This is a genomic window from Candidatus Merdisoma sp. HCP28S3_D10, assembly GCF_052065835.1.
Taxonomy (GTDB): Bacteria; Bacillota; Clostridia; order Lachnospirales; family Lachnospiraceae; genus Laedolimicola.
The window spans coordinates 937,454-956,055 of the sequence record NZ_JBQHTG010000001.1; the positions used below are offsets into that span (position 1 = coordinate 937,454).

An 18,602-nucleotide genomic window follows, 5' to 3' on the forward strand; every position below is an offset into this window, starting at 1 on the left:
ACAGTACGCTGTTATGATTATCACGCCCAGATGGGCGTATCTTTTTGTATTGTAGTACGAAAATGGCGATTTTGTCAAGGTTTTCGCGGTTTCCGCCGGATTTTACTTTGACTGTTTTTCCATCTTCGGATAAAATAGAAGTATCTTATTTTGATCGCTTGGAGGATCCCATGAACGAACAGGAAATTCAGAAACTTATCGCCCGCCAGCGGCGGTGCTTCCGCTCAGGCTTTACCCTTTCCTTAAAGAACCGGGTGGCTGCCCTGACCAGACTGGAGCGGCTGGTAACGGAACACGAAACAGAGCTTCAGGATGCCTTACGGTTAGATCTGGGCAAAAGCGCCGCGGAAAGCTATATGTGCGAAACCGGCCTTCTTTTAAATGAAATCCGCTATCTCCGCCGGCACCTGCCCCTCTGGATGCGGGATCGGCTGGTTCCCACGCCCCTGGCGCAGTTCTGCTCCCGGAGCTATCAAAAGCCCTCGCCCTACGGCGTGACGCTGATCATGAGCCCCTGGAACTATCCGCTTCTTCTGACCCTGGAGCCCCTGGCCGACGCCCTGGCTGCCGGCAATACGGCGGTTCTGAAGCCCAGCGCCTATTCCGTCCATACCAGCCGCCTCCTGGAACGGCTGATCCGGGCCTATTTTCCGGCGGCTCTGGTCGCTGTCGTCACCGGAGGCCGGGCCGAAAATGAAGCGCTGCTGGAGCAGCATTTCGACTACATCTTCTTTACCGGAAGTAAATCCGTAGGCCGCCTTGTAATGGAAAAGGCCTCTGCCCACCTGACCCCGGTGACCCTGGAGCTGGGCGGCAAAAGCCCCTGCATCGTGGATCAGACTGCGGATCTTCCCACGGCCGCCCGCCGGATTGTCTTCGGCAAGTTCCTGAACTGCGGCCAGACCTGCGTGGCCCCCGACTACATTCTCTGCGATATCCGGGTGAAAAACCGGCTGATCGAAGAGCTTATCCGGCAAATTCGTCTCCAGTTTGGAGAGCGTCCCCTGGAAAATGAAACCTACAGCCACATCATCAACGAAAAGCATTTCCTGCGGCTTCTGAATCTGATGAATCCGGCCAAGACAGTCTTTGGCGGACGGTCAGACGCGGACGCCTTAAAAATCGAGCCTACCCTTCTCGATCGGGTCACCTGGCGGGACGACGTCATGCAGGAAGAGATCTTCGGCCCCATTTTGCCGATTCTCACCTACACCTCCATCGAGGAAGCGATCCGCACCGTCAACGAGCGGCCCCATCCGCTGGCACTCTACCTCTTCACCCGGAACCGTAGAACGGCTGACCGGATTCTGACCCGCTGTTCCTTTGGCGGCGGCTGTGTAAACGACACCATCATTCACCTGGCCACACCTTATATGGGCTTTGGCGGCTTCGGGGAAAGCGGCATGGGCAGCTATCATGGAAAAGCCGGTTTTGAGACCTTTTCTCATTTCAAGAGTATCGTGGATAAAAAGAACCGTCCGGATCTGCCTATGCGCTACCAGCCCTATAGCGAAGGGAAGCGGCGGCTGGTGAAACTGTTTCTGCGGTAACATTTACTCCACCCGTTTCCACAATTCCTGTATTACCAACACAGACAGCGGCCCCAGCAGGATCCCGCCCGGGCCGTATAGCTTTATCCCCACATAGACGCCGGCCAGCACCGCCGTCGGCAGGATCTTCAGACGCTTTCCCAAAATCCGCGGCTCCAGAAGCTCCCGCGTCAGGGTACAGAGACCGTACGTCAGGGCCAATACAAGCGCAGTCCGGTATCGCTTCTGCCAGAAGACCAGAATCAGAATCCACGGTACAAACACGGTGCCGGTGCCGAAGACCGGCAAGGCGTCCAGGAAACCGGTGCTGACTCCGGCCAGAACCGGACTTTCTGACGCGCCGGACAGACCGATTCCCGCCATACAGAGTAACATCACCAGTCCCATGATCATTCCCTGGGCCTTGCAGTAATGTCCGATTCCGTCCGAAATCCCCTTCAGGGTAGCGACCGTCCTTTCATAAAAGCGCAAGCGTTTCCCCATTTCCTGAATTCTTTCATAATCTCCCGCCAGCAGAACCGCCGCAATCCCCGTTACAAACACTCCGGCCAGAAACCCTCCGAAGCCGCGAAACATCTGCCAGGAGCTGCCAAAGGCTCCCGGCAGCAGCTCCCAGGTTTTATCCTCCAGGCGCGCCGCCTGCTCCTTTGCAAACCGCAATACGCTTCCACTGTCCAGATGCAGCATTCCCTCCAGCTCTTCACAGCACTCTGTCAGCAGCCGTCCCATCTGTCCCGGATAACTGAAATACACACACAGCCGCTGAAGCTGAATGCGAAGATTCTTTCCTGCCAGGGCCAGGGCCGCCAGCAGTACGCCTGCTGCCACGGCCAGTATAACCGCCATGGTAAACGGCTGCGGAATCCGAAACCGTCTTTTTAAAAGCCGCAGAAAAGGACGGCACCAGTACACAATAGCTCCCGCAATCAAAAACGGAATCACCAGAGGCGCCAGGTACTTCATTCCCAGGCAGACCGCCGCTGCGATTCCGATTTTCTTCCACAGATTCTGATATTTCCCTATCCACTCCATAAAGCCGCTCCTTTTGCATCTGCCCAGACTATCTATCCTAGTATCTGCAAAAATGAGGGTTTTACCCTGTGGATAACTGATTTACTTGACACTCCCCACAGCTAAAGCAGGGGGATTCTTGCTTCAACCACTACTGCATTGGATGATACCATGCGGTATTTCAATGTCTTACACAGTGTCCGCAAGCTAGATTATACTGTTCCCGTATGTCCTACGGTGCAGTTTTATATATGCTTATGCTGACTGCATTTGCAGTCCTTTATTTAAAATATTTATACTTGCGTTGGTATCCCTGTTATGTACGGTATGACAGTCTGGACATTCCCATACTCGGACTGCTAGATTTTTTACCAGTGGATTCTTATGCCCACAGCAAGAACAAGTCTGACTGCTTGGATACATAGTTGGCACTTTGACTAAGTCATTTCCATACCAGACAGACTTGTATGTAAGCATACCAAAAAACTTACTCCATGATGCAGAACCGATATGCTGTGCCAGTTTATGATTACGCATCATATTTTTCACTTTCAAATCTTCAATGCAGATTGTTTGGTTTTCACGAATCAGCATTGTAGACTGTTTCTGTAAGAAGTCGTTTCTCTGATTTGTAATCTTTTCATGGACTAAGGCAGTCTTAATACGCTGTTTATTTCGATTATTTGAGTTTTTCTGTTTACGCGACAGCTTTCTCTGTTCTCGAATGAGTTTACGCATTGATTTTTCAAGATATTTTGGATTTGGAACAACATTTCCATTGCTGTCGGAGTAAAACTCTTTAATACCAACATCAATACCAATTAAACCGCCATTGTTTGGTCTTGGCTGTGACTCAAACTCCACATTAAGAACCGCGAAATACTTGCCTGTAGGAGTATGTTCAATCGTTGCATTTTTGATTTTTCCCACTTCCATAGACTGACGTATTTTGACATAGCCAAGTTTAGGGAGTTTGATGTATTTCCCTGCGATACGGATATTGCCACCTTGATTTACAGTCCTGTATGACTGGTGGCGGTTATGCTTGCTCTTGAATACTGGGTGTGCAGCACGTTTCTGAAAAAAGTTTACAAAACCTTTGTCAAGGTCACGTAATGACTGCTGTAACGCAATAGAATCCACCACTTTCAGGAAAGCAAAATCTTCACACCTTTTCAGTTCCGTCAGCATTGCAGAAGTTTGGGCATAGTCGATTTTATTTCCATTCTCATAGGCTTCATTACGCATGGCAAGTCCTTTATTATAGATGAGTCTGCAACAGCCAAATGTCTGATTGATTAAATTTTGCTGTTCCCTGTTTGGGTAGATTCTAAATTTGATACCTTTTTGCATTATCCCGGTTTATCCTTTTGTCTTTGCGATGTTTTCTGATTTTCGATATACTGCTTGATTACATCAAGCGGAGCACCACCAACCGTTGATACAAAATAGCTGTTGGTCCACAGTAACGGCATTCTTGTTTTCAATGATGGATATTCACTTCTCAAAACTTTTGAAGTATATCCTTTTAATGATTTAACCGCTTTGTGAATACCGAACTGAGGATCTACCTCCATTGGTTAATACTTTTCGCCTATACATAGGACACCACACAACATGGTATTTGCAAGAATAGACGATATTGTTATTAGATTTATATACAGCATTCATACATGTGTTATATATCATTTCAAAATCTAACACAAGAGTGTTTTATTCCATCTTCAATTACTTGCGTAAATTCGATGGAAGTGTCTTATATCCCCATATTTAAAGCAAGGGGGTGTATGACACATTGGATAAATTTCTGGAACACCGGATTTTCCGGTTTCCGCTCAAACTCCATCCACGTTCCGGTGGCCGGGTGACGGAACTTTATCCGATATGCACATAGAGCCGGGAAGGAGTTATCCACATTATCCACATAGTTTTCAACCTTTCCGTATTTGCGGTCGCCCACAAGGGGGGTTCCCCGACCCGCCATCTGTACCCGGATCTGGTGATGACGCCCTGTTTCCAGGCGGATTTCCAACATTTCCAGGTTATCCACACTGGCCAGCACCCGATACCGGAGCACTGCTTTTTTTGCCCCCTGCCGCCCTTCTTTTACAATCTCGGAACGGTTGTTTTTTCCGTCCTTCCACAGAAAATCCACGCAGTCTGTCCAGTTTTCCACAGAGTTTTCCACATTATCCACAGGTTTTCCACATGGTTTTTCCCCACTGGGGATAAAATGTGGACACTTATCCACCGTGTGCCGGACGGCCAGATAGGTTTTCTGCATTTCTTTTCCGGCGGACTGCCTGCTTAAGGATGCCGCGGCCTTGGGATTCCGGGCGAATACCACCAGTCCCTCCACTGGCTGATCCAGTCTGTGTACCAGTCCTAGATAAGGCGCTCCACCACCGGGATTCTTCTGATACAGATAATTTTTCAACAGGCTCTCACAGTCCTTGACGCCCACCCGGGCACTCTGCACCGGAACTCCGGCAGGCTTCCGGATAACCAGGACGTCTTTATCTTCGTAGATGATTTCCAGTTCTTTCATATGCTCTCCGTTTTGTAGATAGAAATAGAATCCTGCAACGCAGGATTCTCCGCCTGCGGCAGGGCACTCCCATTATAACGTTATTTTTCCCCTATCGTCAATGCCCGGAAACTTCTCCGCGTACTTTGCAGTTTCTTCTTTTCCAATCGGTTCACCCCAGGAATTCCGACAGCACCTCCTTCAGTACCTGCTCCTCCTGGGGATTCAGATTTTTCACAACGCTTTTTACCGGCTTCTCTGTCTCCTGCTGCGCCTGTTGTTCCTGCTCCTCCCGGGCTTCCTGCTCAAAATTCGGAAAGCTCTCCGCCGCCCGGGCCGACAGATTGCTGCGAAGCAGCTCCCGCTTGGTATCCCGGACAATTCCCAGAATCTCCCGGACGTCCGCCCACAGATATAGAAGCAAGAGCAACAATACCGCCCAGGCCGCTATCATCACCATTCGAAACATACGCTTATCCCTCCCTGACTGTCTTTCCAGTTTCATTATACCGGTCTGTCCCTGAAATGAAAAGAACAGGAACCCGACCGGAAGCGACTGCCTCCGACCAGGTTCCTGTTCTTTCGTGCTGATGTGTCTTCTAAATCAATTACTTAATACGCGTCCTCCGGAATCCGGGACACGAAATTTTCTACCAGCTTCACGCTGTGCTCGATGGCCTGCGCCTCAAAGGTGGGATAATCCATCGTAGCGCTGTCATCGGCCTTATCAGAAATGGCGCGGACAATGACGAAGGGCACCTTATTCAGGTACGCCGCCTGGGCGATCGCTGCGCCTTCCATCTCGGTACAGTAGCCCTCGGTCCAAGACGCTATCTCGTTCTTTACGGAACGCTCCGCAATAAACTGATCTCCCGTAACCACCCGTCCCACAAAAACACGGATATCCGGGTTTGCTTCCTCACAGGCTGCCTTTGCCAGCGCTACCAGCTCCGGATCTGCCGGGAAGCTGACCGTATCCATACGGGGAATCTCGCCTCTGGCATAGCCAAACTGCCGCGCATCCATATCGTGCTGCAGGGCGTCGGAGGATACCACGATATCTCCGATATTGATCTCTGCCTTCAGGGAACCTGCAATGCCTGTATTGATGAGGTGGCTCACGTTGAAGACATCCACCAGAATCTGAGCGCACATTCCCGCATTGACCTTGCCAATGCCGCTGCGTACCACAACAACCTCCCGGCCGTTCAGATGACCCTGGTAGAATTCCATGGATGCCTTTTTCACCACTACCTCTATTTCCATTTTCTCTTTTAAAAGAGCAACTTCCTCTTCCATCGCTCCAATAATACCTGTTCTGCCCATAGACGCCTCACTTTCTAAACTTCTCCGCATCCATTCTACCAATAGTTGTAAGGAATTGCAATGATAAAGTATTCCGGCTCCATGAAAAACAGTGACATGATTCTATAGCTTTCGCACCTTAGTGCGCCACAGTATTTCCTATAGGGCAAGAAAAGCCGACCGGAGTTTGGGTTTCTCCGATCGGCTCATCTTATCACATCACAAAATACGGGTTTCGTTTTTAGTTGCGTTCTTTGCTTATTTCTTTATTCAGTTTTTTGTGTTTCTTTTTCCATATTCAGTTGTAAATAAATGAGTTGTGTGTGGCTTTCGCCGTTCCATGCGTCCTAACCTTTTTTCAAATTGGGAGTATGAATGCGCAGGTTAGGAAGCGGTGAGAACACCGGCCTTGGTATCCGTGGTTTCTACAGTAGAGCCTTTCACTACTGAATGTACGCCACGAACACGATACTTATAACCTTTGGTTACGGAAATATTAGCTTTACTTCCATGGCAGGAGGTTGTCTGTTGTTCTTGAAAATGATATTTGGCAATATTTCCAAAATGACTTCCACCATCTGAACTTTCATCTAAGTATATTCCTACTTTAACATAATCACACTTAGAATGTGCCGTTGTGGTACCTGATATATTTACTAAACAAGTACCAGCCCTCCTAATTCCTGTTGTCCCATCTCGTAAATATGTCCCTCGAGCAATTCCATACCAAGTATCAATCGCTTCATCTTCATTATTCACGTATTCATGATACCCTGGAACTTTCTCTGCATGACTTGTGATGGTACTTACATTTCCTAATCCCCCTGTAAGCATCAAGCCCACCGCTATCATTGCAATTCTTTTTTTGTGCATATGTTTCTCCTCCTTCATATTGCACTTTATCAATTGTTACAATAAGAATACGAATGAGGAGTACTATATCATACATTTTTAAAATATATTTCTTCTAGCAACTCTTTAAATATCGCCAGTTCTAAATCTGTTGATATATAATAATATGCATTACCATACTCAATTTCTGTTGCATAAAAATATGTTTCATCACCTTTATCTATTTGCACAATTTTTAATATTTTATTCATATAAAATACATCTACTACATCTATTTCTTTTCCATCTAGTTTTTTTTCAAATATTGCCTCATCGTTTTGTTTATTCTCATACACTATTAACATGCTATCCTTAAAACTAAATTCCATTTGAGATTCATACATATTTCCATCAATATACACTTTTTCCAATTCCATACCTTCTGGTTTATATCCTAATCTCAACGCTTGAATTCCAATTCTGTTCTCTATCTCTTCATAAGCCTCTTCTTCCGTAATATCTCTATCTTCTTCTATCTCCCCACTAATAATTCTTGTATTAAACTCCCCATCCTCACTGGAATTCTCCACCTTCGGCACAAACAATTTCGCACCTGTAGCGCCTACTCCCATAGCTACAGCCAGAACTGCCGCTGCGGCCACGGAAAGAAGAACCCGTTTCCGGATCCGGAAGGGCTTTTTCGAAAATTTTCTGTCTGTATTTTCCATAGAAACCGATTCGGTCTCTTTCTGTTCGGCGGCAATACGACGCATCAGGTCGTCAAAGGAATCATCCGGCATTTTCATGGCGGCTAGCTCCGGATCCGCAATCTGGCGCTCCTGAAGGCGTCTTTCCAGCGCGTCCGATTCCCTTTCAAATTCTCTGTTTATCCGTTCACGTAATGTATCATCACTCATATTCTTTTTCCTATCTTAATTCCTCTGCTGTTTTCTGTTCTCCGTTAAAACCAATTGACAGACGGTTGCGAACCTATCATAATAACAGTAACTGAGGTAATAAAATCGTTACCTGTCTACGGAGGTGTTATTTTGAAACGAATTCTTCTGACCGGCGGCGGAACTGCCGGACATGTAACGCCCAATATAGCGTTGCTGCCGAAGCTTCGTGAGCTCGGCTACGATATTTCCTATATGGGTTCCTATGACGGAATCGAAAAGAAACTCATCACCGAGTTTCAGATTCCCTACTATGGTATCTCTTCCGGCAAGCTGCGCCGGTATTTTGATCCGAAAAACTTCTCCGACCCCTTCAAAGTTCTGAAGGGCTACGGCGAAGCGGTCCGCATTCTGAAAAAGCTGAAGCCGGATGTGGTATTTTCCAAGGGCGGTTTTGTCTCCGTACCTGTAGTACTGGCAGCCAGACGCTGCAAGATACCCTGTATCATCCACGAATCCGATATGACGCCGGGCCTGGCCAATAAACTGGCGATTCCCGCCGCCTGGAGGGTCTGCTGCAATTTCCCGGAAACTCTCCAGTATCTGCCGAAGGGCAAGGCTGTCCTCACCGGCTCCCCCATTCGTCAGGAGCTGCTGCACGGCGATGCGCTGGCGGCCCGGAAGTTTACCGGCCTCACCGGTGACAAGCCTGTAATCCTGGTTATGGGCGGAAGTCTGGGCGCAGCTGCTGTCAATGAAGCAGTCCGCAAAGTTCTGCCTACACTTCTGAAGGACTTCCATGTGATCCATCTCTGTGGTAAGGGCAAGCTGGACGCTTCCCTGTCCGGTCTCTCCGGCTATGTCCAGTATGAATACATCAACGAAGAGCTGAAGGATCTCTTTGCGCTGGCAGATATTGTCATTTCCCGTGCAGGCGCCAACTCCATCTGTGAGCTTCTGGCCCTTCACAAGCCCAACCTGCTGATTCCGCTGTCTGCGGCTGCCAGCCGCGGCGACCAGCTTCTCAACGCCCGTTCCTTCGCGAAACAGGGCTTCAGTCTGGTACTGGAGGAAGAAGCGATTACCAATGAAGTGCTTCTGAAAACCATTCACCGGCTCTACGAAGAACGTGCTTCCTTTGCGGAGGCCATGAAGGCCAGTCGTCAGACCGACTCAATTGATACGATCATCGGACTGATCGAGGAAGCCGCTTCACGCTAGACTTATCATTTTTTGTGGCGGGATATGATATCCCGCCGCATTTTTATTCTCTGATTTCGGCCTGACTCATTTCGTATTCCTCTTGAAAATTGTCCTTCAGCCATTTCTTACATCTTCGCAGATACGTATCCACTGTGCCTATGGGATACCCCATCTGTTTTGCGATTTCCCGTTTTGGTACTCCGTAATAATCGAACAGGAGCAGCATTTCATACCAGACCTGATTCTTTTCCCGCACCTTACGCAGGAGATGATCGCACCATTCTCTGTCGTAAAATGTAGAGAAATGATCCTCCATGGAATCCTCTGCCGTTCTGGCCAGCTGTTCGCCGTTTTCTTCTATCAGCTGGTTATACTTTTTATTTCTCCGCAGCCAGTCACAGGCTTTATTATAGGACACTACATACAACCAGCGCTTTACGCCGTATTCGTCTACTCGATCCATGTAATGGTACAGCTTTGCAAATGTCTCCTGACAGATGTCCTGTGCCAGATAATAATCCTGTGTCATATCATAGACTTGCCGAAGTACCAGATTTTTGTATTTTTCGTATACTTCACGAAAATTCTCTTTTGTAATCCCCATACATTTCCTCTGTATTCGGTTTTAGTTTTCTTTTAACAGTTTCAGGATCTCCTCTTTGGCTTCATCTGTCAAAGCCCCCTGCTTCCAGCCGATTCCGGCTCCGTCTTCCCGGTACCGGGGAATCAGATGCATATGGAAATGAAACACCGTCTGGCCTGCCGCCTCCCCATTGTTCTGAACCAGGTTCAGTCCGTCGCAGCCCAGCTTTTCCTGCATTCTGGCGCCGAGCTTCTTCGCCAGGCAAATTGCCTTCTCTGCATGCTCTTCATCCAACTCAAACAGATTGGCAAAATGATCCTTCGGTACCAGCAGCGCATGCCCTCTGGTGGCCGGGTTCAGATCCAGAAATGCCCGAAAGTCCTCATCCTCATAAATCGTAGCAGACGGAATCTCTCCGTTTGCAATTTTACAAAAAATACAATCCTCATGTTTCATGATAATCCTTCCTCCCTCTGTCGAATTTTCACTTTTTATGTAGGTATTTGTTGAATGAATCCATATTGTCATGCGCCCTTCCCCATGCTACACTTATTTGCAGGAGTGGTATAAACTATGGATAATACGAATTTTACAATCGCAAAAATCACACACGAAATCCGAAACCCGCTGACGTTGATCAGCAGTTCTCTGCAGCTTATCCAGACCATGCACCCGGAGGTCTATGATTTCCAGTTCTGGGATCAGACCCTGGAGGACGTGGACTATCTGGGACAGCTTCTGGAGGATCTGGCTACGTATACCGATGACAGGCGCTTTTTTATGTGCGAGGTGGATATGAAAGAGCTTCTCACCTCTCTGGAGCGTAGCCTGCAGCCTTACATACAGGAACAGGGCAAACAATTTTCCCTTCATCTGCCCTCCCAGCTTCCCTCTGTCTTCGGTAATCCCGTAAAACTCCGTCAGGCATTCTTAAATCTTCTGAAAAATGCCTTTGAAGCAGTCGGAAAGGGCGGCTGTGTGTCGCTCTCCGCCAGGAAATATCTGGATCAGCTGATTATCCGCATCACAGACGACGGCTGCGGAATGTCGCCGGATATGCTTGCAACTCTTTTTACTCCCTTTGCTTCCGGCAAAGCCGGCGGTACCGGCCTGGGTCTGGCCATTACCCAGAAGATTATCCAGGCCCATTATGGGACGATTGAAGCCGCCTCTACTCCCCAGCGCGGGACGACTTTCACCATCACACTTCCTCATTTATAAAGCCTATTTTAGTATAGGCTTTTCCATAACGCAAGTAAAATTTTACCATACTCAGATATCCATCAAATTGTCAGCGGCCCTGCACATGCAGGGCCGCCTTTTTGTCGCCGTTTCTTTACTTTTTCAGAATTTCATCATACCATTTACTTCTGTTACAAACACTGTAGCGCCGCCGATTTTCAGAGTTTTCTCCGCCTGAACCATCATATTGCCATTGTATTCCCAGACCTGACAGATTTCTTCCCGCTCCGTACAGCTCTTCCGGATATAATCCAAAATTTCTTCCTGCTGCTCATCCTCTACACAGATGAACAGGGTCACATTGTTCTTATTCGAATAAAGACCGGAGGTCTCAAGCTTTGTCGCCCGAACCCGGTTCCGGATGAGCTCTGTCGCCAGTCTGCCGTAATCCTGTTCCTGTACAATTACCACCATAAGTTTCATAATCTCTTCCTCCTGCCCGCCTCCGGCGGCGGTTTTTCCTATACCCCATAGTATAACGGAACGGGAAAACTTTTACAACACCCAGGTCTGGCGGTTTCGTGTATTATCTCCGGCACCCTCCATTTTCCATGCACAAAAAAAGCACCGACCCCGCAGTTGTTCTGCAAAACCGATACTTTAGAGTGCGCGATCAGGGGTTCGAACCCTGGACACCCTGATTAAGAGTCAGGTGCTCTGCCAGCTGAGCTAATCGCGCTTATTTTGTTTGTTCGTTTTGGGCTGTCCCTCAACGCAAGATTTATTATATACGATAGTTTTATAAAATGCAAGCACTTTTTTCATTTTTCTTGATTTTTTTTTCGGATTTGTTTACAATGTAGAAAAAACCGCGTATTTATAAGCTTTTCTGGAATTTTGAAAAATATAAAATATGTGTAAATCAGGAAATGGAGGATAAAATTTTGAGACTGAAGCATATCAAAGGAGCGGAGGAAGCCATTGCCGCCAATGCATTTGTCGTACACGACGCGAAAGAACGCCCCGGAACATGGCATGCGCTTTTTGGAAACGATCACCCCATTCATATAGAAATTGGTATGGGAAAGGGTCAGTTTCTCATGGAACTGGCCAGACGGAACCCGGAAATCAATTATCTCGGTATGGAGCGATACAGCAGCGTGCTGCTCCGGGCGCTCCAGAAGATGGAGGAGGAACCCTTACCGAACCTGTATTTCCTGTGTGAAGACGCGGCGGAGCTCCCGGAAATGTTCGCAAAGGGTGAACTTAACCGCATCTATCTGAATTTTTCCGATCCCTGGCCCAAGGCAAGGCACGCTAAACGCCGCCTGACCTCCACGGAATTCCTGGCCCGCTATCATCAGGTGCTGGCAGCAGACGGGCAGCTGGAGTTCAAAACCGATAACATGGATCTTTTCGACTTTTCTCTGGAAAGCGTAGAGGAGGCCGGCTGGAAGCTCACAGGCTGCAGTCGGGATCTGCATCATGACCCCACCATGAACGCCGGCAATATTATGACAGAATATGAAGAAAAGTTTTCTGCCAAAGGAAATCCCATTTATAAACTCATTGCCGTTCGCTAATCCGATCTTTTATAAAGCCTTGTCCGACAGGTCAGATACATCACTGTATCTGACCTGTTTTTTCTTACTTTTCAATACTTGTATTCTCTGTTATTTTCAGTATTATCAGACAATAGCATTTATAATTCGACATTGAAAAAGTCAAGAAGGTTTTCCGGATTTTATTTGTTATTTCCAGATTTATTCAAAGTATACAGAACGTTTGTTTTTAAAAATACTATGTAAACCTGTGTTTTACACATCCAAAAATGTGGATAATGTGGATAACTTGGTTGATAACTTTATTTTATAGGCTTTTTTGTCCTCTTCTATGTGGATATCTTTTTCACTTATCCACGTGGATTCGTGCATAATTTTCAAATGCTGTCATTTCTTTGTGCATTCTGTAAGTAGCTTTTTCCACAGGTAACATAAAATTGTGCATGCCTGTCTGACAATTTAGGTATGTTGTCTGATTATACAATTATATCATTGCACTCATAAACTTCTCTCTCCAGGAAACGTCGAAATTTATTTTATCCACCTCAAACAATTTATGTACCTTTGACAGAATCGCATCATATTCGGAAGCCTTATCCATAAAGGAAGACAATTCCTCTGTTTTAACAGGCATGATAACTACATTATCCGTAAACCTGTCTTTGTCCGTCGTAGACTGGAGCGGGACTGCCGCAACCGCTTTCCATATATTAATGGTATTACGGTCAAAGCTGTCCGCAATAAAGAAAGAAGTTACCTCCCTTCCGGTATTTGCTCTTTCTTCCTCGACCTTCAGGTTAATCGAATGCCGCAATACCGGCTCCCATTCTCCGCGCTTCTGGCTGTTTGCGTTCATCAGGGTTGCCTCCAGCATTACCACCTTATCCTCTTCATAGATCACAATATCGCCCTGACCGCCGCCGGCATGGACAAGGGGTTCAAAATCCGCTGACAATGTAAGGTTATAGCTACTTAAGATATCCACCCTTTTTCCGGAAAAATAGTACCATGCGATACCGACCATATATTCATAAATGGTGGGCACCGTTGCATCCGGACTTACGGTATCTTTAATAAGTCTGTCATTTTTCCGATCACGGAACAGGCTTAGAATCTCTTTTACCTTCTCCATCGGATAATGTTCGCTGATAAATTCGGCAAATTCCATCCGGCGCTTATCCGCAACAACCGCAGGAATTTCTTCAATTGTAACGCCGGAGAATTCTTTTTGAATCTTCTCCTCAATCTGTCCGGTTTCTTCTCCGCCATATTTAAGAATCTGTGTCAGAGACGTTACGCTACAATAAAAGCTGTTGATTCCCTCTTCGTATTTTTCATAACTGCTGTCACCGGAATCCGGTTCCCTACCTGCTTTTCCTGTTATTTTAGTTTTGATTACGTCTTCCTTAAAGATACAGGCACATAATTCCCTGTAAGCCAATTCAACAAAACCTTTATCGAAACTGATAATGCCCGTCGCCTTAAAGATACGTTTTGTAGTATCCGAATATTCTCTTATTCGATCCAGAACCTTAGACATGGAGAACCATTTGTACATAGAAACGTTTAAATTGCCCTCCAGCATTTTCTGATACTGCTCCAGGAATTCCGCAACAGACGGTCGCTCTCCCGTTTTTTGTGTAAATATATTCTGTCCACAGCCAAAGGCTTTATTAAGCATTGCCTTATTCTGCTCAAAAAAGGACAACAGCCGATCCATTGTCCAGTCCGTCAGCTCCCCGGCACAATCAAACAGCAGGTTATAGTAAGTCCAATATACGTCAACGCCGGCCGCGCTTTTTCTGTTCTTATAATTTTCCCGGAAAACGCTTTCCGATATCCGCCTTGTTGTATTTATTTCCGCAGGAATATCCACAGTTATATTTGAAACAATATCCCCTTCCTTATAGTTTAGAACATATTGCTCAATCTCCGAAAAATCCGAATATGGACTCAATCCCTGCACCAGTTCCGAAAATTCATTTTCCGACAATCTTCCTCTTTTTAACAATGCGTAAATTGCCAGATTGAACGGCGCGTAATAGGTTTCACCCTGCATGTCAAATAACCGCAGTTTCATGAGCTGACGCAGGTAGACAAGATTCACGCCGTCTATGGGCAGCATAGCTTCCAGTTCATCCTTCCGCAATTTCCGCAATTCAAGAAGCAGTTCTCCTACAGGCGATATGTTTCGCCTCTCATCCGCAAAGCCCAGTTTCACCAGATTACTGGTATAATGTCTCGCCCTGTCTTCAATTCCCAGATCAAACTGTTTTATAAGCTCCATATACCGCAGACTGTTTTTCCGAATCCAATCCAAATCACAGTTTTGGATGGCTGCCGCAAATTCTTTATTCCGTTCAAGAGCCTCCGCAAGCCTGTCATAGGGACCGTGTTTCCCCAAAACCTCCGGAGATAATTCGATCGCCTGTTTATAAAAATCATATTGAGCCATACTCTCCGGCATAGAAGCCCATTCCATCTTTTTTTCATTCTGAATGTCATCTAATATTGTCAGATATCCCTGCAGGGCGTTGATTACATCATTTCTTCTTCCATTGGTATCCATCAGATTGAAAATCTGGCCTTCTTTTATTTTCACGGCTGCCTCCTAATAATTTACAACAAGGATTTCTCTGGTTTTTTTCTCTTTATTGTGCCGCTGATAGCTCGAATTTTTGTAAGAATATGTTAAATCTATCCTGTGATAGTCCGGCCTGGCATCAAGCCATTGCCTTAAGATGGTATTCTCTTTTCCTTTTGCTTCGAGGACATTCGATAATGCGAATTTCACGCCCCGCCCGGACAGCTCATCAAGAACCTCCAGCAAATCCCGTTCATCACTCCCGGTCCAGCCTCCCTGTTCATTGTAGGCGGCGCAGGTTATCAGATACGGAGGATCCGCATATACAAAATCCCGTTCCGTAAGTTCTCTCATATCTACCTTTCTGAAATCCGCGCAAGAAATAAAAGCCTTCTGATTCTGAATGATATTAAGAAAAGTCTTCAATTTACTGTGCATTTTCTGATTAAAATCCCGTTTGCCCACAGGTAAATTAAACGCTCCATTTTTATTAAAACGGATTTGATTATTAAACGAATAGACAATCAGCACATATAGGGCTATATCATACTCGGAATCCCTGAACTTTAACGCATTAAAATCATCCCGAAGCTTTATGTATCTGTCTCTGTTATAGGAACTGAGCCCTTCGGAGCTCTTACAATGGTAAAAATCATATCCCTGACGCTTCACATCGGAAAGTCCATAATTCTTTATGATTGCTTCTGTCTTGCTGATAAAAACCTCCGGATCCATCTTCTGCATAACAGAATAAAGATGAACCAGGGGCTCGCAGCAGTCATTATAAATATAATGTTCTGCCTTAACATTGATCCCTACGTTACAGCCGCCGCAGAACAGATCCACAAAACACTCGATCTTCTCCGGAAATAGGGGAAGAATCTGCGGTAACAGCTTATATTTTCCACCCGTATAATTTAACGGCGACTGAACCATATTATTTTACCTTCCTGCATATACACAAAAACAAACGCTCCTGATTATCTTCAATATCTGATTTTCCGGTCGTAAAGGCTTTATATCCTTCTGAAAAAATTTTCACTTCTCCCTTATCAGAAAGGATTCTGATGATATCCTCATCGGATATTCTTGCATTCGAACGATCATTTCCCTTTTTCGCCATGTTGTTATAGGACAGCACAATGTACCTGCATTTTAGATGTCTGATTAAATCTTCAAATGCATCTGCCGCGCTTTTTGTACAATATTTACTCTTCAGCGCAGAACGATCCATCTTTTTTGCCACTCCAAAAACTTCCGGTTTTTCCCATCTCGCCACATTTTCCAACAAATGATATGCATCACAATATTGTCTGGAATTATATGGCGGATCAATATATACCAAATCAGCTGTGATTTTTTTTGCCAATTCGTTGGAATCTGTATTATAACACTTATTTTTCCGGTTATTATCCATACTTGCTTCCGGCAATGCCATTTCCAGATGCAGATCAAATTCTACACCCTGACGGTATGCGTCGTAATGTCCGCAGGTCTTTGCTATCTTATCCATCGCGTAAAGAAGCGATGTAATTAACAGGGCCCGTTCCCGTTCATTTATCTCTTTCGCGCCATATTTCTTCTCTATATCCTCACGGATATAGCCAATTTTAGCACAATCCTCATAACTGAAATACGTATCTGAAAAGTTTTGTGTCATGTAATTTTCTTCGCTGACAACCAAGCTATTATAAGAATCAATAACTCTTTCCAGCTTCTTTCTGTTGTACTTCCGGGATGAGAACCACGCATAGTTACAGATATAGTTACTGTACAGAATATCATTTGTGATTAATTGTTTATCCTGAAAAGCCGACGCAACCGCTCCGGTTCCTGAAAATATATCTGCTACGGTTTCAATTCCGTCACATTCAGAATCTACTACCCTCTTGATGAAGGACAACAGTTTATATTTATTTCCAAGATATCTGCGGTTATTTATATTTGTAGCTTTAGCCATTATGGTTACCTCAATCCGTATTATTTCTCATGCCATATTTTTTATGTTTTTATCTTACTATATGACGTGCGGAAAGTAAACATCAGTTCTGCCGTTTCTGTCAGAATTTCTGATTCCGCAAAAAACAGGCGCCCTTCCGGACACCTGTTTTTGCTGTTTTTGCTTTCTTTTATATCGGATTAGAAAATACGTCTTACACAGATTACGCTCTTATAATTTGCCGGTGATGTATACTTGATTCCGGTAGCCGGTGTGCTGGCATGTACTACGGTGTTATTTCCGCAATAGATAGCCACATGACCGCTGTAGCAGATGATATCGCCCGGCTGCGCTTCGGAAAGGCTTACACTGTATCCCACGCTTCTCATCGCGCTGGAGGAATGGGGCAGACCCACGCCAAAGTGTGAATATACGCCCATAACGAAGCCGGAGCAGTCTGTTCCGTTGGTCAGGCTGGTACCGCCATATACATACGGATTACCTACGAACTGGCTTGCATAGCTTACTACTGCATTTCCGCTGCTGCTTCCGGAGCCGCTGCCTACCACTGCCTTAGAACTGCCCTCAGCCTTGGCTGCCGCTGCCTTTGCTTTCTTCTTGCCTTCCTCTTTCGCTGCCGCTTCCTTGGCCAGACGAGCTTCCTCTTCTGCCTTAGACTCTGCCTGAACGAAATCGGTTCTCAGATCTACATAATCGGTGGATACCCATCCGTCGCCTTCCTCGATGGATACCTTTACGAAGCCTTCCTGCTCCTCTGTCACAGTCAGCTCCTCGCCTTCGCCAATCAGACCCAGGACACTGGCGTCTGTGGTTGCGTCAGTTCTGACACGCAGAGTCTGAGTTGTGACGGTCGCAATCCGCTTACCAACCTCCTGCGCAAGTTCCTCTGCCTCGTCTCCGGTTACCACGTACTCAGCCTTTACAAAACCGGTTACGCTTCCGGATGTAATCTTATACCAGCCGTCCACTTCCTCGTCAACGGTGCCTGCGGATTTATCATAAAGCTTTCCGACAACCTCGCTGTCCTCGCTGGCTTCACTTCTTACATTTACGTAATCATTTACCTTCGCAATGCAGATACCGTCGAACTCTGACGGTGTCATATCCTCCAGTACCTTCTCATCTGCCTCCGGGTCTGCTGCCTGAGCTTCTGTCATAACGGAAGCGATTCCTTCCTCTGCCGCCAGTGACAGGCTGCTTGCTTCCGCGCGGATTCCACTAAATCCGAAGCAAAGCGCTCCTGCGAGACATATCGTCGCAAATTTGTGCATGCTATTTATCCTCCAATACTGTTTCCCAATCAAATATTACGAATTTGTTAAAACTTATGACTGAATTATAACAGGGTGATCCCTGTTTGTCAACCGAAGAACCCCCATAAAGCATGATTTTATTTGCGAAATATACT

Annotated in this window: 18 protein-coding genes, 1 tRNA gene and 1 pseudogene; 4 read left to right on the plus strand and 16 right to left on the minus strand. The window is 46.1% G+C overall.

What is annotated here, in order from left to right:
- The first annotated feature begins 170 nt into the window (after positions 1-170).
- Positions 171-1,550 (plus strand): aldehyde dehydrogenase, encoded by a 1,380-nt coding sequence (locus tag ACTNCH_RS04285; RefSeq protein WP_441018963.1) that lies wholly within the window; start codon positions 171-173, stop codon positions 1,548-1,550.
- A 3-nt stretch (positions 1,551-1,553) separates the two neighbouring features.
- On the opposite strand, the gene ACTNCH_RS04290 is transcribed toward ACTNCH_RS04285, so the two are convergent.
- The 8 genes and pseudogenes from ACTNCH_RS04290 to ACTNCH_RS04325 form a co-directional block, all read right to left on the minus strand.
- Complete coding sequence (locus ACTNCH_RS04290; protein WP_441018965.1) at positions 1,554-2,582, minus strand: AI-2E family transporter; 1,029 nt, start codon at positions 2,580-2,582, stop codon at positions 1,554-1,556.
- A 234-nt stretch (positions 2,583-2,816) separates the two neighbouring features.
- Positions 2,817-3,914, minus strand: a complete 1,098-nt coding sequence (gene tnpB / locus ACTNCH_RS04295) for an IS200/IS605 family element RNA-guided endonuclease TnpB (RefSeq protein WP_441018967.1) — start codon at positions 3,912-3,914, stop codon at positions 2,817-2,819.
- A pseudogene (tnpA, locus tag ACTNCH_RS04300) lies at positions 3,914-4,232 on the minus strand (IS200/IS605 family transposase). Before tnpA ends, tnpB begins: the two are co-directional and overlap by 1 nt.
- Before the next feature lie 85 nt (positions 4,233-4,317).
- Complete coding sequence (locus ACTNCH_RS04305; RefSeq protein ID WP_441018969.1) at positions 4,318-5,109, minus strand: RluA family pseudouridine synthase; 792 nt, start codon at positions 5,107-5,109, stop codon at positions 4,318-4,320.
- Between the two features lie 151 nt (positions 5,110-5,260).
- Positions 5,261-5,557 (minus strand): hypothetical protein, encoded by a 297-nt coding sequence (locus ACTNCH_RS04310; RefSeq protein WP_441018971.1) that lies wholly within the window; start codon positions 5,555-5,557, stop codon positions 5,261-5,263.
- 143 nt (positions 5,558-5,700) lie between these two features.
- Positions 5,701-6,414 (minus strand): 5'-methylthioadenosine/adenosylhomocysteine nucleosidase, encoded by a 714-nt coding sequence (locus tag ACTNCH_RS04315; protein ID WP_441018973.1) that lies wholly within the window; start codon positions 6,412-6,414, stop codon positions 5,701-5,703.
- Between the two features lie 363 nt (positions 6,415-6,777).
- Positions 6,778-7,266: a DUF6147 family protein gene (locus ACTNCH_RS04320; RefSeq protein ID WP_441018975.1), complete on the minus strand. Its 489-nt coding sequence runs from the start codon at positions 7,264-7,266 to the stop codon at positions 6,778-6,780.
- Between the two features lie 68 nt (positions 7,267-7,334).
- Positions 7,335-8,141 carry a hypothetical protein gene (locus ACTNCH_RS04325; protein ID WP_441018977.1) on the minus strand — a complete coding sequence of 269 codons (807 nt, stop codon included), beginning with the start codon at positions 8,139-8,141 and terminating at the stop codon, positions 7,335-7,337.
- Between the two features lie 132 nt (positions 8,142-8,273).
- Between ACTNCH_RS04325 and ACTNCH_RS04330 the strand changes: the two genes are divergently transcribed.
- Positions 8,274-9,341 (plus strand): undecaprenyldiphospho-muramoylpentapeptide beta-N-acetylglucosaminyltransferase, encoded by a 1,068-nt coding sequence (locus tag ACTNCH_RS04330; protein ID WP_441018979.1) that lies wholly within the window; start codon positions 8,274-8,276, stop codon positions 9,339-9,341.
- Between the two features lie 43 nt (positions 9,342-9,384).
- On the opposite strand, the gene ACTNCH_RS04335 is transcribed toward ACTNCH_RS04330, so the two are convergent.
- Both ACTNCH_RS04335 and ACTNCH_RS04340 read right to left on the minus strand, forming a co-directional pair.
- Positions 9,385-9,927: an RNA polymerase sigma factor gene (locus ACTNCH_RS04335; RefSeq protein ID WP_441018981.1), complete on the minus strand. Its 543-nt coding sequence runs from the start codon at positions 9,925-9,927 to the stop codon at positions 9,385-9,387.
- 21 nt (positions 9,928-9,948) lie between these two features.
- Entirely contained in the window at positions 9,949-10,362 is a 414-nt protein-coding gene (locus tag ACTNCH_RS04340) for an HIT family protein (protein ID WP_441018983.1), read from the minus strand.
- A gap of 117 nt (positions 10,363-10,479) precedes the next feature.
- On the opposite strand from ACTNCH_RS04340, the gene ACTNCH_RS04345 reads away from it, so the two are divergent.
- Entirely contained in the window at positions 10,480-11,127 is a 648-nt protein-coding gene (locus ACTNCH_RS04345; protein ID WP_441018985.1) for a sensor histidine kinase, read from the plus strand.
- A gap of 123 nt (positions 11,128-11,250) precedes the next feature.
- Here the strand turns inward: ACTNCH_RS04345 and ACTNCH_RS04350 are convergent, their stop codons facing one another.
- Together ACTNCH_RS04350 and ACTNCH_RS04355 are read right to left on the minus strand one after the other, a co-directional pair.
- On the minus strand, positions 11,251-11,571 hold the full coding sequence (locus ACTNCH_RS04350; RefSeq protein ID WP_441018987.1) for a cyclic-di-AMP receptor: 321 nt from the start codon (positions 11,569-11,571) through the stop codon (positions 11,251-11,253).
- A gap of 183 nt (positions 11,572-11,754) precedes the next feature.
- A tRNA-Lys gene (locus ACTNCH_RS04355) sits at positions 11,755-11,827 on the minus strand.
- A gap of 205 nt (positions 11,828-12,032) precedes the next feature.
- On the opposite strand from ACTNCH_RS04355, the gene trmB reads away from it, so the two are divergent.
- Complete coding sequence (gene trmB, locus ACTNCH_RS04360) at positions 12,033-12,671, plus strand: tRNA (guanosine(46)-N7)-methyltransferase TrmB (RefSeq protein ID WP_441018989.1); 639 nt, start codon at positions 12,033-12,035, stop codon at positions 12,669-12,671.
- A gap of 463 nt (positions 12,672-13,134) precedes the next feature.
- On the opposite strand, the gene ACTNCH_RS04365 is transcribed toward trmB, so the two are convergent.
- The 4 genes from ACTNCH_RS04365 to ACTNCH_RS04380 form a co-directional block, all read right to left on the minus strand.
- The gene (locus tag ACTNCH_RS04365; RefSeq protein WP_441018991.1) at positions 13,135-15,252 is read right to left on the minus strand and encodes an AlwI family type II restriction endonuclease; all 2,118 of its coding nucleotides are present in this window, start codon (positions 15,250-15,252) and stop codon (positions 13,135-13,137) included.
- A 9-nt stretch (positions 15,253-15,261) separates the two neighbouring features.
- Positions 15,262-16,170: a DNA adenine methylase gene (locus ACTNCH_RS04370; RefSeq protein ID WP_441018993.1), complete on the minus strand. Its 909-nt coding sequence runs from the start codon at positions 16,168-16,170 to the stop codon at positions 15,262-15,264.
- A gap of 1 nt (position 16,171) precedes the next feature.
- Positions 16,172-17,194: a DNA adenine methylase gene (locus ACTNCH_RS04375; RefSeq protein WP_441018995.1), complete on the minus strand. Its 1,023-nt coding sequence runs from the start codon at positions 17,192-17,194 to the stop codon at positions 16,172-16,174.
- A 179-nt stretch (positions 17,195-17,373) separates the two neighbouring features.
- Positions 17,374-18,465, minus strand: coding sequence for a C40 family peptidase (locus tag ACTNCH_RS04380; protein ID WP_441018997.1), 1,092 nt, complete (start codon positions 18,463-18,465; stop codon positions 17,374-17,376).
- Positions 18,466-18,602 lie beyond the last annotated feature (137 nt).